Source organism: Pseudomonas sp. GG8, from assembly GCF_052976945.1.
Genome location: NZ_JBRIIP010000001.1, coordinates 3,420,514 through 3,433,565 on the forward strand (window position 1 = coordinate 3,420,514; position 13,052 = coordinate 3,433,565).

Annotated in this window: 13 protein-coding genes and 2 pseudogenes; 3 read left to right on the forward strand and 12 right to left on the reverse strand. The window is 55.1% G+C overall.

Annotated elements, in window-relative coordinates; translation table 11 throughout:
* Positions 1-34: 34 nt before the first annotated feature.
* Complete coding sequence (locus tag ACVBEG_RS16535) at positions 35-1,021, reverse strand: HNH endonuclease (RefSeq protein ID WP_447108071.1); 987 nt, start codon at positions 1,019-1,021, stop codon at positions 35-37.
* Between the two features lie 188 nt (positions 1,022-1,209).
* Positions 1,210-2,193 carry a 5'-nucleotidase gene (locus ACVBEG_RS16540; protein ID WP_447108072.1) on the reverse strand — a complete coding sequence of 328 codons (984 nt, stop codon included), beginning with the start codon at positions 2,191-2,193 and terminating at the stop codon, positions 1,210-1,212.
* 163 nt (positions 2,194-2,356) lie between these two features.
* Here ACVBEG_RS16540 and ACVBEG_RS16545 point away from each other — a divergent pair, with 163 nt between their 5' ends.
* Entirely contained in the window at positions 2,357-2,656 is a 300-nt protein-coding gene (locus ACVBEG_RS16545; protein ID WP_447108073.1) for a DUF7693 family protein, read from the forward strand.
* Between the two features lie 362 nt (positions 2,657-3,018).
* On the opposite strand, the gene tnpC is transcribed toward ACVBEG_RS16545, so the two are convergent.
* The 4 genes from tnpC to ACVBEG_RS16565 all read right to left on the reverse strand — a co-directional run bounded on the left by tnpC (position 3,019) and on the right by ACVBEG_RS16565 (position 6,043).
* Positions 3,019-4,566, reverse strand: coding sequence for an IS66 family transposase (gene tnpC, locus ACVBEG_RS16550; protein ID WP_447108074.1), 1,548 nt, complete (start codon positions 4,564-4,566; stop codon positions 3,019-3,021).
* Positions 4,567-4,647: 81 nt separating this feature from the next.
* Positions 4,648-4,983 carry an IS66 family insertion sequence element accessory protein TnpB gene (gene tnpB / locus ACVBEG_RS16555; RefSeq protein ID WP_236255050.1) on the reverse strand — a complete coding sequence of 112 codons (336 nt, stop codon included), beginning with the start codon at positions 4,981-4,983 and terminating at the stop codon, positions 4,648-4,650.
* Positions 4,980-5,312, reverse strand: coding sequence for an IS66-like element accessory protein TnpA (gene tnpA, locus ACVBEG_RS16560; protein WP_447108075.1), 333 nt, complete (start codon positions 5,310-5,312; stop codon positions 4,980-4,982). The genes tnpB and tnpA overlap by 4 nt, the downstream gene beginning before the upstream one ends.
* Positions 5,313-5,386: 74 nt before the next feature.
* On the reverse strand, positions 5,387-6,043 hold the full coding sequence (locus ACVBEG_RS16565) for a hypothetical protein (RefSeq protein WP_447108076.1): 657 nt from the start codon (positions 6,041-6,043) through the stop codon (positions 5,387-5,389).
* 794 nt (positions 6,044-6,837) lie between these two features.
* Here ACVBEG_RS16565 and ACVBEG_RS16570 point away from each other — a divergent pair.
* Positions 6,838-6,981, forward strand: coding sequence for an antitoxin Xre/MbcA/ParS toxin-binding domain-containing protein (locus ACVBEG_RS16570; protein ID WP_447108077.1), 144 nt, complete (start codon positions 6,838-6,840; stop codon positions 6,979-6,981).
* A gap of 211 nt (positions 6,982-7,192) precedes the next feature.
* Here ACVBEG_RS16570 and ACVBEG_RS16575 read toward each other — a convergent pair whose 3' ends face one another.
* The 4 genes and pseudogenes from ACVBEG_RS16575 to ACVBEG_RS16590 form a co-directional block, all read right to left on the reverse strand.
* Positions 7,193-8,311 (reverse strand): flavin monoamine oxidase family protein, encoded by a 1,119-nt coding sequence (locus ACVBEG_RS16575; protein ID WP_447108078.1) that lies wholly within the window; start codon positions 8,309-8,311, stop codon positions 7,193-7,195.
* Positions 8,308-8,982 carry a cupin domain-containing protein gene (locus ACVBEG_RS16580; protein ID WP_447108079.1) on the reverse strand — a complete coding sequence of 225 codons (675 nt, stop codon included), beginning with the start codon at positions 8,980-8,982 and terminating at the stop codon, positions 8,308-8,310. Before ACVBEG_RS16580 ends, ACVBEG_RS16575 begins: the two co-directional genes overlap by 4 nt.
* 67 nt (positions 8,983-9,049) lie before the next feature.
* A pseudogene (locus ACVBEG_RS16585) lies at positions 9,050-9,385 on the reverse strand (carboxymuconolactone decarboxylase family protein); the annotation flags it as partial.
* 81 nt (positions 9,386-9,466) lie between these two features.
* Entirely contained in the window at positions 9,467-10,240 is a 774-nt protein-coding gene (locus ACVBEG_RS16590; RefSeq protein WP_330201430.1) for an SDR family NAD(P)-dependent oxidoreductase, read from the reverse strand.
* A gap of 186 nt (positions 10,241-10,426) precedes the next feature.
* On the opposite strand from ACVBEG_RS16590, the gene gcvA reads away from it, so the two are divergent.
* Entirely contained in the window at positions 10,427-11,383 is a 957-nt protein-coding gene (gene gcvA / locus ACVBEG_RS16595; RefSeq protein WP_323566172.1) for a transcriptional regulator GcvA, read from the forward strand.
* Between the two features lie 154 nt (positions 11,384-11,537).
* Here gcvA and ACVBEG_RS16600 read toward each other — a convergent pair.
* Both ACVBEG_RS16600 and ACVBEG_RS16605 read right to left on the reverse strand, forming a co-directional pair.
* A pseudogene (locus ACVBEG_RS16600) lies at positions 11,538-11,759 on the reverse strand (transposase domain-containing protein); the annotation flags it as partial.
* Positions 11,760-11,991: 232 nt separating this feature from the next.
* A complete protein-coding gene (locus ACVBEG_RS16605) occupies positions 11,992-13,041 on the reverse strand; it encodes a DMT family transporter (protein WP_322178498.1) in 1,050 nt (349 codons plus the stop codon).
* Between the last annotated feature and the right edge of the window lie 11 nt (positions 13,042-13,052).

Below are 13,052 nucleotides of genomic sequence, written 5' to 3' on the forward strand. Positions count from 1 at the left end.
ACGGGTAAGGCGGTCAAAACAGAGCGCACTGAACTCACTGAGAGGGCCTTAGCAAGGCAGGCTCGCCAACAGAGCCCTCGGGCTCTCTTGTCTCATATCTGATATGCAAATCCACCACCTCCCCGACAACCCGCTCGCCAGACAAAAAATTCTTTTCTTGGTAATCGGATGGCCCGTACTGCAGAAAATGTTTTTCCGGCAAAAGGAGTGGCGCATAAACGAAATCCTTTTTTTGCCCGCTCTCCTCACTCAAGGGGATGACGAGCTGATATTGAAAGTTTCCATACTGGAAGATCAATTGGTACTGGAATACGGCTTCCCGATAGCGCTCCTTTGCTCGCGCGAGTAAGCACATGATCCTGTTTGGGTTGACGGGCCCGCTGATCATCCACTCGATGACGGGTACAGCACCGCTAAACGCCGGAGCGTGGTCTTTGCTCAGCAACCATTCTTTCAGCCCTGCAAATTTGGCATGGTCGGCAGCAGGCATCACCGCCAAGGCTATTTTCACCAAGGACTTATGAATCGCGGTTGGGTAATACGGCTGTCGCGCCAAGGGTAATTTAAGCCGATTTTCTCCCTCTACCTTCAGGGCGTTCAAACCCTCCTTGCCCTGCGACCAGATTTTTAAGTTGGACTGGTCGGAAGCGGAAACCCGGAAATCTTTGTCTTTATAAACTGGAATCCCGCTCCTCCCCCTCGTTCTCTGGAATGAACGGTGAGGATGCGTGTAGTTTGCAAAGCTGTTTTCAAAATGGTCACCAAAATGGTGATTACAGCGATCGCATTCCAGCAAATCTATGACGGTTTTGTTCCCGAGAAATATCGGGATAGCATGCGACTGCTCCTTGAAGGTCGTTGAGGACGCGTCTTCCCCACAGTACCTGCAGATCCTAGGCTGCCCCTGCCCCAAGTAAATTTTGTCCTGTGTAGGCGAGACTATGCTGACCACCCGGAACTCATACCTTTGCGAAAACGCCTGTAATCTATTCCTGTTGAGGCCTAAAAACTTTTCTATCATCCGCCAACCCCACGCTTGCAATCGCTATTCAATATTTTAACCTCCCCGAGGCGCATCCCTCTGGAATTTAAAAGTCACGAACCTCGCTCTAGTACTGCGCTCGATTGGAGCTCGAACGGTCTCAACCAAGCCCTAGATCTCTCATACAGGTTTAGTAGGAGACGGTGACCAAGCGAATCGCCTGGAGCTCAAACGGCTTTCACTGCACGATCGACTTCGGCACCTGACGTAGGCTCGACCGCCCGTTGATTTGTGATACCGAAAGGGATGTGAACGGAGGGTGCAACTGCGCTCGCAGACTTGAGATGGCCTGACTGGTCATCAAAGAAAATGTGTGGCTTCAGCACACCAAGAATCTTGCCTTTGTCGATGCCTCCGAGGAAAAACGCATCGTTGGCCATGACACCCCAACTCTTCAAGGTGTTCAACGCGCGTTCGTGCGAGGGGGCATTGCGGGCAGTGACGATGGAGACACGGATCCGGTTCTTGTAATCGGGATTTAGTTTCTTATGCGCCTCCTCCACAGATTGAATTTTCGACATGCGCACCATGAACTCTTTCAGCGGCCCGGGGTTATGAGGCTCCATGACGTTCTTTACTTCGTAGGCGTGAAACTCCGTCAACCCGGAAGATTGCATGACGGTCTCAGCCTCATCGCCTGCGAGCACGCCGTCAAAGTCGAACGCGATCCGAAGTGTCTTGTCCGCTTCGTCATCGTTGAACTTCGAGTCCAACACCTGGCCGGCTGGATGTCCCGCTTTTATAGCGGCCTCAACATCGGATTTGTTACCCGACAAAAATAACGCGATGTTCAGAGCGGGGATGTACTCATGCGGCGATTTGCCCTGCATGAAAATGGCGCGCGTCATCCCAAGTCCATAGTGCTCGATGGTCTTCATCACCCGCATCCCGGTGTCGGGGTCATTTCTGGAAAGAAGCACCACCTCAACAAGTGGATCGGATGGGTCTGCGCTTAGATCATTGAGTGAGAGCAAGCGCTTAATGAATGGATAGGCGATTCCCTTGGCAAGCGGATTATCAAGGTTCTTCTCTTGAAATTTTCGGTATTCTTCTTCCCCTTGGCTCTTGAAAACAGCGTCCGATTCGAGCAGATCAAAAACGGCGCTGGAAGCGACGCCGATTACCAAGCGGTTGTCTAACTCATACGGCATTCAACATATCCTTTAATATCCGGCGGGCGTGAATGAGACCCCAAGCATCCTGCGCGAGGAAAGGCCTTTTCACAACTATGCGATAGTCGTCATTGCTACCCTGCCCCATGATGCCTTCTGACTGGCATGACGGTATGGTGCGGTATCTAATCAAGGATGAACCATGGCCACTCCCATCACCAATCACATTCAGAAACATCTGGCGGTACTGATCGATGCAGATAACGCGCCTGCAGCGATCGTCGAAGGCTTGTTCGAGGAGATTGCCAAATACGGTGTAGCCAGCGTCAAGAGAATCTATGGTGACTGGACTGTAGTGGTTTTTGGTGTATACGGTTGGGTAATTACGCTGTTCAACGACTGCGACTCTCTTGACTACTGCGCAGCGCCGGATGGACGCAGTGGGAGCTTTGAGAGCTGGAGTAGATTCGGCACAGATCCAGTCAGCTCTCTGAGTGTTTGAGAGTATCAGCAGCTACAAGGGTTAGTCGCGACGCTCTAAACACCACTAGGCAGGCAGCTAACCGCGTCTAAAGTACCAGCGCCCTATACTATGTCGGAAACACAATCATGGAGGATTAAAGCGCCGGAGGCTCCCAGCCATTGAAGTGCTTCAACGCGTCCAAGTCCCCGATCAACTCCTTCGCTTGAGTCAACCGCTCCATGACGACAATCCGCTCCTCACAGCCGAGCTTTTGCGCGGATCGCTCAATATCGTCAAAGAAGGCCCGAATGCTGTTCACCTTTGCCCAAGTCTGAATCACAGTCTCTAGCAGATCTCGGCTATCCTGGATCGTATGCGTCCGGGCATCCCGTCTTGCGTAACTAAACGGGTTGCCATTTATGCGGCAGCAACTCGGAAATCTCACTCGCCCGCTGCGTCGGCAGGCGCGTGAGAACGTCCTTCAAATAGGTATACGGATCATGCCCGTTTAGCCGTGCTGATTGGATCAAACTCATGATCGCCGCCGCACGTTTTCCGCTACGCAGGGAGCCTGCAAAGAGCCAGTTTTTTCGACCCAGAGCCCATGGTCGGATTTGGTTTTCGGCCCAATTATTGTCTATGGGTACGGCCCCGTCATCGAGGTAACGCGACAGCGCCGCCCAGCGTTTTAGGCTGTAATCTAAAGCTCTGGCGATAGCCGAACCATCGTGCACGATCTGACGCTGGGCGATCATCCAGGCATGCAGGGCATCCATCACCGGCACGGCTTTTTCTTGCCGTCTCAGGCGGCGAAAATCAGGCTCTAGATCACGGACTTCACGCTCGACTTCATACAGCAGCTGGATGTATCGCAAGGCTTGTTCTGCCAGTTGGCTTTTGTGCGTGGCGTGCAATTCGAAAAACTTGCGCCGCGCATGGGCCATACAGCCGATCTCGGTCACGCCGAGTTCAAAACTGGCCTTGTAGCCGCCAAAATCGTCGCAGACCAACTTGCCTTTCCAGCCTTCCAGGAAGTTGCGGGCGTGTTCGCCTGCGCGGCTGGGGCTGAAGTCGTAAACGACCGCCGCCAAGTCCGAAAACTGGCTGGTAGCGTAGGCCCAGACATAGGAGCGATGGGTTTTCTTTGCGCCGGGCGTGAGCATCTGTACCGGCGTTTCGTCGGCGTGGATCACGCCGTGTGCAAGAACGGCATCACGCAAGGCATCCACCAGCGGCTGCAACTGCACACCACAGTTGCCAACCCATTGCGCCAAGGTTGAGCGAGCGATGACCAGGCCAGCTCGACCAAAAATCGATTCCTGACGATAGAGCGGTAGATGGTCGGCGAACTTCGCAATCATGACATGGGCCAGCAGCCCTGCGGTCGGGATGCCCTTGTCGATAACGTGCGCCGGAACCGGTGCCTGGATCAGCGTTTCGCAGTCATCACAAACCCACTTGCCTCGGATGTGGCGTTCGACAGTGAACACGCCCGGCGTGTAGTCGAGTTTTTCGCTGACATCCTCGCCAATACGCTTGAGGGCGCAGCCACACTGGCAATGGCTATTGTCGGGTTCGTGATGGATCAGGGTGCGCTGGAACTCCGGCGGTAACGCTGTGCGCTTAGGCTTTTGCTTTGTTTCGGTAGGAACGGAAGGTGTTTGCAGTGCCTGAAGCTCAGCTTCAATCGCAGCGATATCGGTATCGATCAGATCGTCCAGCAAGCTGGCTTGTTGCGGATTTAACTGCTCGCTGCGCTTGGCAAACTTGAAACGTTTGAGCTGTGCAATCTCGTGGGTCAGCTTCTCGATCACCGTTTGGTTACGATGAATCTTTTTGCCCATTGCCTCGACTGCCTGATCGAGACTTTCGACACGCTGCATCAACTGCGCCGCCAAAGCACGCAGTTGTTCAGGGTTTAGTTGGTCGAGATTGGGGAGCGAATTCATACCGCCGATTTTGCCAGAACAGGCTAATACCGACGATAGATCCATCGGACAATTGCACGGCCCGACTGGCTATGGCGGGCGTTATAGGATGGAAATTGCGCCACTTGGCCCGACTCTTTGCCAAGGCAAACCCAGCACCAAAGCTTGCAACTGTTCCGCACCCAACTCCACCTGAGTACCGTGTCGAGAACCCGGCCAGACGAACTTGCCCTGGTGCAGACGGCGGGCCGCCAGCCAGATACCCAACCCGTCATGCACCAGCACTTTCATGCGATTGGCGCGGCGATTGGCAAACAAATAAGCACAGTGCGGCTGCGCCGCACCGAACACTGCCACCACTCGTGCCAGAGCAGTTTCGGTGCCGGCACGCATGTCCATGGGTTCGGTGGCGAGCCAGATTGAATCGATGCGGATCATCGCAACAGATCTCGAAGAAAAGTTGCACAGGCCGCTGCGTTTTCGGTTGGCCAGCTCACTTTGACGGTGCCACGCGGGTGTGGGATTTCGAGGCAAATAGTGGCTGGATTGATATCTGAGCGAGAGACGGGCGATTGTAGAGCCAGCGGAATGAAGGCTGGTTGCTTGGCAACACTTGTCTGCGATTGCAGTCGAATCCACTTATGGACGAGGTTTGCGTTGATGCCGTGGCTCAGTGCGACGCTGGCAATCGAAGCGCCGGGTTGCAGGCATTCCTGGATGACCTGGGCCTTGAAGGATTTGGAGTAAGAACGACGTGGTGGTTGCATGCGATACCCGCTTAAAAGGCTAGAACTGGTGTCCACTTCAATTTAGGTGGACACCATCGCCTTTGGCTCTGGGGTCAGGAAGATGTGTTGGCCGGACGCATACCCTGGATCAACTTGAGTCGACGTTTTTCCTCTTCTTGTCTCTGCCTCGCCTCCATTTCCAGCTTGTGCCTCTGCCACTCGAGCGCCCTCCTCTCCCGCTCAATTTCGACTTTATTGGCAAGTACGGGGGTCTCGGCAATCAAGAGCTTTACGATTCCGGGAATTTTGCTGACCAAATCGCCAGGCTGGTCTTCGCTCCAGCGGTGAATCCACTCCGCTCGGTAGTAAGGGGAATAAACCTGAAGGCAGAGGCGGCCGCTGGGCATGTCAGCACTCATTACCCACCCTTTGGGATAGGGAGAGCGACGTTGGCTGGCTGGAAGCGAACTCAGCCGAACGTACTCCTTGTCTGCATGCTTGACCTGCACGTACTCACTGATCTCGTAGATGGTCAATCCAAAAACTATGGTTCCAATGTAAACCACCGTGGGACGTTGCGGCTGCCAGAGTGCGGGGTGAATGTACCTCGTTGAAGCCTTTTCGCGATTATCAACTGACTCGCGATTCATATGTGTGGCAGGATCAGACAGCGCCACAGCAAGCCCTTCTTTCATCAGCGCCAAATACAACTGATTGGCAAAGTCGACGGCATGGTCGAGACCCGTGCGACTGACAATCACATCAGCCATGGCGCGCTTTGTCGGCCTTAGATAGCCGTTCTCACTTTCCCGTACTTTCCTAAAATGTTCCTCGACGCTCAGTAGCAGTGGGTGTCGGCGAGGCAGTGCCGCACTGGTCAAAGCCACCTTACGGCTCGTTTTCTGAGGTTCCTTTGGCAAAGACCGGAAACCCTTAATGGGCGCGCCATTGCGACTCCAGGCAATGAGCGCACCGGGTCGAGTTTCAGGCAACACCGGGGGAGTTTTACCCTTTCCTACCGCGACCTGAGCCCAGTACCCCACCGGCGGACGAGGGATATCCAAGTGAGTAAACACTCGAGCAAGGTAGCTCGAAGACACCCCATATCGCTCCGCAATTTTGGTCATGGGTTTCGACCAGGCTTGCTCGTACAGCGACTCTCTTGTCACGACGTCTTCGGACGAATCATCGGGGTGGGTGTCTGGTATATATTCCATGGGTTAGCGCTTAAAGAAAGGTGGCTTTGACTAAACATCCTAGCTCAAGCGGTATGACGATCCAGGGTTGAGACCGTGCTGGATCATCATGGATGACCGTACCCCACTGGCCATTTATCTCATCCAACACCGTCACGACCTTTTCCGTAGCTGGCAAAGGTTAAGCAGGAGCACCTCGGCCTTGCTGTATTTGAGTCCTAACCGGAAAACCCGACCCACCTCACCCACGCTGTTTTTGTCATCAAACCCATGTCATCCCTTGGGTGCAAGCAACTGGCGTTACATCGACGCTAGAATGCGAGCATCAAGCAAAGCGCGTACACCCACGCACCCCACGAGAGCCAGGCATGAATTACATAGAGCTGATACAGCATCAAGCCGAGCAGATCTTTGGCAACAAAAATAAAGCAAACGCATGGCTGAATCAGCCGAAAACAACTCTGGGTGGCCGAGCACCGTTGGAACTCGCTCACGATGGTAGTGATCTATAAGGTTGCAAGCATTTTGGAAGGAGCGAGGTCATTACCGACTACAGCGCCGGTGGCGTAAATCACTACAGAGTTTGCGCCGGCTAACGCGTGGGCTAATACCAACCGCCAGATGTTGCCGCGTTGAGTTTGCTCCTACAGCACGAGAGTCGCTTCGTTCATATGAGAGATCCTTTGGGTATCCGTGTGGAATGACCGAGTCCGCCGAGCGCGATCAGCTCTGTTTTTGGAGCATCAGGCGGACGCCTAATGCAGCTGCTTCGATGGCGCCTGCGATGTACCCCGGAAACTGCGGTGACCATTCACTGCCAATTCCAATCAACCGCCCCGCCCAAGGGGAGGAATCAACTGTTGCTTCCAGGCTGATTGAGTGTTGCCCTCCGTCGAGCAAATCTTGAGCAACAGAGGTGAGAGGATCCTGCGCCCAGTCTTTGAGGAATTCAGCCACAGGCTTACCCGCCTCCGGCCCGAAAAGCCGCACCAACTGAGCGCGACACATTGTCTGCAACTGTTCTTTAGGCATTACGTTGCGCATCTGAGCCGGGATGCCTATAAAGCCGAACAGCGCGGCATGTCCACCAGGCGACGACGCGTCATGAATCTCCACCATAGGGCCTACTGCGCTCCGTGCTTGTCCGGACAATCCGGTTTTGTTCCAGAATGCGGAGTCGAATACGGCGAGGTATTTGGCGTGAGGAGCCATCCAGGTTGGGGTACTTCGCCATAGCTGCGCAACCGAAGGGGGAAGTCCTGGTAAAAAGTCTATGTCTTGGGCCAGCAATCGCGGTGGAGCGGCTAACAGAATATGCTCGACCGCCCATGATTCTCGGCGGCCATCCCCGCTCTCACTCTCTATTTCCAAGTGCTGCTCGCAGGCATGGATACGACGTACTGCCCGTCCCATGCGCACTTTGTCGGGATTTACGTTGGCAGCAAGCGCATCGACTAAAGCCGCCATGCCTCCCAGTAAGCGTACCGAAGGCGCCGAAGTAGAGTAGCCCTGCGTGCGTATAGGCCTCGCTCCGGCAATGCGCTCGATCACGCTGTCGCCTTGTACGTTCTGCACAAACCGCTCTAGGCCGAGATCGGCTACCAGGCGGTCAAGCTGCGGCTGGAAATCGGGCCAAAACCAAGACGGGCCTAGGTCAAAGCGTTCGGAGGGATCTGATAGGCCTGCGACTGTGCCCTCAAGGGCAACGGATAGAGCTCGTCCTCCGAGTCTCTCGCGGGCTTCAAGTAAGACATAATCATAGATACCTTGGGATTCGAGTAAATAAGCCGCGTATAGCCCGCTGATGCCGCCGCCGATGATCGCGATGCGAATCCGGTTCATGGTAATGCCTTGCTTGAGAGCCCGATCAGGCGTCCACGCCTAAAATAGATCGTGCACCCCTCTATTGCGGTATACAGCTGCGGGTGTTCTCCCGATGGAAAACGTAGCCAGCTGCCAGACTCGTAATGCCGTTCGGCTTCCACCAAACTTCCAGCCAAGACCAAAAGCTCGGAGTTCTCGACGGGAGCATCGAATAACATTGCACCCGCAGGTAAGCGCACCAGACACACAGCCTCGGATTCACTGGCATGTAAGGGGCAGACCTCGCGGTCGCTTTCTTGTTGCCATGCATCTCGCCGTCGCGTGTCGATCCGTACCTTGACCTGCTCATCCGCAGACATCTGCCAAAGCTTCACGAAAATGACCGTGCCTTCAGGGCTGGAAGGCGCATGACTGGAACCCGGAGGGTTGCGCAGATACCAGCCTGCGGGATAGCTGTCGTCATCGTCTACAAACGTACCGGAAAGGACGAGGATTTCCTCTCCACCTGGGTGTTGATGAGGGGCAAAACTGGAACCGGCTGAGTAGCGAACAATACTCGTTGCACGAGCTCTTTCGCCGCCGACTCGATCAAGCATGACTCGCTCAACGCCTGACTGTGGCGATGCCACCCAGTTGTAGTCATTAGCAGCGACAGCAGCGCGCTGGGTAAAGTCAGCATTGATAAGCACGGCTGTTCTCCAGGGAATTAAATGCAGGTATTGGGCTACGGTGATCACCGCCGCCGCGTATCGATTCTCAAGCAGCAGGCAGTTGAGCGTGTGCTTCCAGGTCTCTTGCCGAATACACCAATGTAGCGCCTGCATTGAGCGCGATGGCAACACCTAGTGCCTCGGCAATCTCGCCCCGGGTTGCGCCATGTTCGACAACCTTCTTGGTGTGGATGCTGATACAGCCATCACAGCGGGTAGTCACCGCCACAGCCAATGCGATCAACTCATGCGTCTTGGCATCCAGATGGCGAGTCTTGGCAGCTGCGCCGTCCACCGTCGTCAAACCACGCACAACATCGGGACTTTGTTTCGCGTATTCGCCAACGCGATCAAGAAGAGCGTCGCGATAGGCATTCCAGTCTTACATCATTGCAGTGTCTCCAGGCGATTCAAGTGATAGCAATCGCGCATGCCTGCCTCTGAAGGCATGCTTGGATCTAAATTAATTACGCCCGGCCATTACACCGCCATCGACGTCCCAGATAGCACCTGTGACCCAACTGGCTTTTTCGGACAACAGGAAGGCAACCACCTCTGCTACCTCCTCAGGAGTCCCCACTCGTCCGATTGGGTGGAAGCTGTTGAAGCCCTGCAGCGCTGAATGAACCTCAGCCTTGGGAATGAAACCTTCGTAGATAGGGGTCTGCACCACCGCAGGCGATACGGCATTGACGCGGATATGCTTGGATGCGAGTTCCATCGCCAAGTGCTGAGTCAGCGAATGCAAGCCGGCTTTTGCCATTGAATAGGCGGAGGACGGAGTGGCGGCGATAGCCTGCTTGCCCCACATGGAACCAATATTGACGATTGCGCCGGGACGCCCCTTGGCGACGAGGTTGGCAGCGACTTTTTGGGTGATGAAGAAGGAGGCCTTGTTCAGCTGCATATACTGATCGTAGTCGGCGTCCTGGTGCTCCAGAAAAGGCTTAGGGAAAAATACGCCCGCCGCGTTGACCAGAAGGTCGAAGTCAGCGTGATGCTGATCAATTTCCTGGAGCAGCGCTGCCAGGCCCTGTGCGTCGGTCAGATTTGCAGTCAGCGCGCTCACCTGGCCGAATGCTGCCAGCTCCTGACGAGCCTGCTCGGTTTTCTCTGCACGGCTGCCCACGATGACTACGTTACCGCCTTGCTGTAATACGAGTCGCGCGGTTTCCAGGCCCATTCCACTGGTGCCGCCGACGACTAATAATTTCTTGCCGGTGAATTGATTGCTCATTTAAATACTCCAGATAGTGAGTGAGGCTATGCGGGAAACCGAGAACCGGTCATCAGCCTTTAAAACGTGGCCCTTAATCATCCGCCCCTACGATGTGCTGCTTAGGTACGAGCGAATTATTGAGCTCTATCGATGGCGGTACAAACGAGATAAAGTGTCAGGTCGATAAAGAAAAGGTTTACCGCTATGGCAGCGCCCGTCCATCTCAATGCACTGCGGGCTTTTGAAGCCAGTGCTCGTCATCAAAGCTTTTCTGTTGCTGCCGAAGAGTTGAACGTCACCCCGGCAGCCGTTGGGCAGCTAGTGCGCACCCTTGAGCAGTGGTTAGGCACGCCCCTGTTCCATCGAGGCTCCAGTGGCAAGGCACGGTTGGTCGCTACGGAGGCTGCTGAGCGTGCGCTCCCTGACATTCGGGCTGGATTCGAGCGGCTTACGTTGGGCATGGAACGGATGAGGGAGAATTCACCCAGCGGGGTTCTGACGGTCACGGTCAGTCCCGCATTTGCCGCCAAATGGTTATTGCCGCGAATTGAACGCTTCCACGCCGCTTGGCCAGATACTGACGTCCGGCTTGATACGCAGCTCAAAGCAGTAGACTTCCTGACTCAAAGAATCGATATCGGAGTGCGATATGGTGCCGGTCACTGGCCTGGACTGATCGCAGAAAAACTTATGGACGAGGAAATCTACCCTGTTTGCTCACCTCTACTGAAAAATACGCCGGACTGTTTGCAAACGCTGGCTGAATTGGCAAATGAAACCCTGATTCATGACCTGTCGATGGACGGACACGCCGGATTCACGACTTGGGCTACCTGGTTGCAAACGGTTGGGATGAAAGACCTATCGACGCAGCGGGGGATGAAGATCAACAACTCTGCAGCGGTGCTTCAAGCGGCAATAGATGGGCAAGGGATTGCGCTTGCGCGCAGCGTCATGGCCCAAGATGATCTGGCTGCTGGTAGGTTGATCCGCTTGTTTCCGGACATTCAGTTTGTCTCTCCATTGGCCTATTACGTTGTCTATCGCTCGGAATGTGTAAGCCTACCGAGATTAAAGGCCTTTCGAGACTGGTTGTTTGAGGAGGCTCGCACCCTATCAAAAGATCGCTGGCTCGCTTTTGGTGCGGCTATCGCCAAATAGTATTCGAGCGCTTTAGATACTTTGTTCCCTGAGCGCTATCAACATTGGAATGATTTGGCACGACGTCGCGTGAATGCATTGCACGGTTCAGTCAGGACAACCGCAGGGCTCGGGGAGGAGACAGTATGCGCCCCGGGCAACCCGCCTGGCGCGATCAAGCTGGCTGCCACTTGTGCGGCAGCAACTGATCGATTTCACTCGCCCGCTGCGTCGGCAGACGCATGAGAACGTCCTTCAAATAGGCATACGGATCATGCCCATTCAGCCGCGCCGACTGGATCAAACTCATGATCGCCGCCGCCCGTTTTCCACTGCGTAGCGATCCTGCAAAGAGCCAGTTCTTGCGTCCAAGAGCCCATGGCCGGATCTGGTTGTCGGGTAGTCAGACGCGGTTACCCGCGTCCAACCCCCTAAGAAGGGGCTCTCCTTTTTTTGCACTCCGCGCGTCAGGAACCTCTTTTACGACGGGAGGGGCGCTGAGTTATGCCTGAGACGAGTTTCGGTATACGGAGCAAACCGACATATTGTCAGATACCCCATTCCACAACGGCCCGCTTGATAAAGCTCGTTTATTGGCCCACCGCCCAGCCTGCAAACCACCTACGCACTTAATGGTCATGTCGGTGGTGCGCGTCGGGGAAGTGCGGATGATCATGGGCCATGGGCTGGTGCTGATGCCAATGTCGGTGTTTGGTGCCCGGTGTGACGGGTTCATCATGTGCATGTTGGTGGTGCTCGTCGTGTACATGCTCGTGCTCGTGCTCCATTGCCTCGTGCTGGTGTTTATGTTCATGGCGTTCGGTCAGGTGCAACCAAATGCCAACGGCCATTAGCGATCCGGCGATTAGCAGCGGCAGCGTGACGGGATCGCCCATCGCCACAGCAAGCAATGTTCCTAGGAACGGAGCCACAGAGAAGTAAGCCCCCGTGCGGGCGGTGCCTAGGTGACGCAGGCCTATGACGAACAGCGCCAAGCTCACGCCATAGGCAAAAAAGCCTACCGCCAGCGCTCCTACCAAGTTGGGCAGCGGCGGCAACGTCGTCCCTACAACAAAAGCCAAGACTAGATTGACCGTTCCAGCGACCAAGCCTTTAACCGACGCAATCCAGGTTGCGTCTGTCAGCGACACCTTGCGGGTCAGGTTATTATCAATTCCCCAGGCAAAGCAGGCGCCTAAGATTGCCAGCGCTGGCCATAAGCCGGAAAAATGCGCTTCACCTGGCCAACTCAGAACGAGCGCGCCAGCCACGATGGCGATCATGCCCAAGGCAATATGCCGGTCAAAGTTCTCCTTGAAGGCAAACCACGCGAGCAGGGCGGTAAATACACCCTCGGCGTTGAGCAACAGTGACGCGCCGGATGCGGGCATGCCGGCTAGTCCCACCATCAACAATACCGGCCCAACAATGCCACCCGCTGCAATCGCTCCTGCGAACCAGAGCGCTTCGTTGCGTGGCAGACTTACGCTGGGTGCGCGGCTCAGCAAGCGATATAGCGTTAGCCCCAGCCCTGAACCAAGATAAAGCAGGCCCGCTAGCAACCAGGGACTGACACTGTTCAACAGCATTTTCGCCAGCGGTGTACCCGCGCCGAACAGCACGGCTGCACCGAGAGCGGCCAATACGCCCGATTGACTCAGTCCATTCTTCCAGCTCATGTGTTCAATTC

What these genes read in the sequence shown, in the direction of transcription:
- ACVBEG_RS16535 (WP_447108071.1), bottom strand. Translation starts at nt 1,021, where the DNA reads ATGATAGAAAAGTTTTTAGGCCTCAACAGGAATAGATTACAGGCGTTT.
- ACVBEG_RS16540 (WP_447108072.1), bottom strand. Translation starts at nt 2,193, where the DNA reads ATGCCGTATGAGTTAGACAACCGCTTGGTAATCGGCGTCGCTTCCAGC.
- ACVBEG_RS16545 (WP_447108073.1), top strand. Translation starts at nt 2,357, where the DNA reads ATGGCCACTCCCATCACCAATCACATTCAGAAACATCTGGCGGTACTG.
- tnpC (WP_447108074.1), bottom strand. Translation starts at nt 4,566, where the DNA reads ATGAATTCGCTCCCCAATCTCGACCAACTAAACCCTGAACAACTGCGT.
- tnpB (WP_236255050.1), bottom strand. Translation starts at nt 4,983, where the DNA reads ATGATCCGCATCGATTCAATCTGGCTCGCCACCGAACCCATGGACATG.
- tnpA (WP_447108075.1), bottom strand. Translation starts at nt 5,312, where the DNA reads ATGCAACCACCACGTCGTTCTTACTCCAAATCCTTCAAGGCCCAGGTC.
- ACVBEG_RS16565 (WP_447108076.1), bottom strand. Translation starts at nt 6,043, where the DNA reads ATGGCTGATGTGATTGTCAGTCGCACGGGTCTCGACCATGCCGTCGAC.
- ACVBEG_RS16570 (WP_447108077.1), top strand. Translation starts at nt 6,838, where the DNA reads ATGAATTACATAGAGCTGATACAGCATCAAGCCGAGCAGATCTTTGGC.
- ACVBEG_RS16575 (WP_447108078.1), bottom strand. Translation starts at nt 8,311, where the DNA reads ATGAACCGGATTCGCATCGCGATCATCGGCGGCGGCATCAGCGGGCTA.
- ACVBEG_RS16590 (WP_330201430.1), bottom strand. Translation starts at nt 10,240, where the DNA reads ATGAGCAATCAATTCACCGGCAAGAAATTATTAGTCGTCGGCGGCACC.
- gcvA (WP_323566172.1), top strand. Translation starts at nt 10,427, where the DNA reads ATGGCAGCGCCCGTCCATCTCAATGCACTGCGGGCTTTTGAAGCCAGT.
- ACVBEG_RS16605 (WP_322178498.1), bottom strand. Translation starts at nt 13,041, where the DNA reads ATGAGCTGGAAGAATGGACTGAGTCAATCGGGCGTATTGGCCGCTCTC.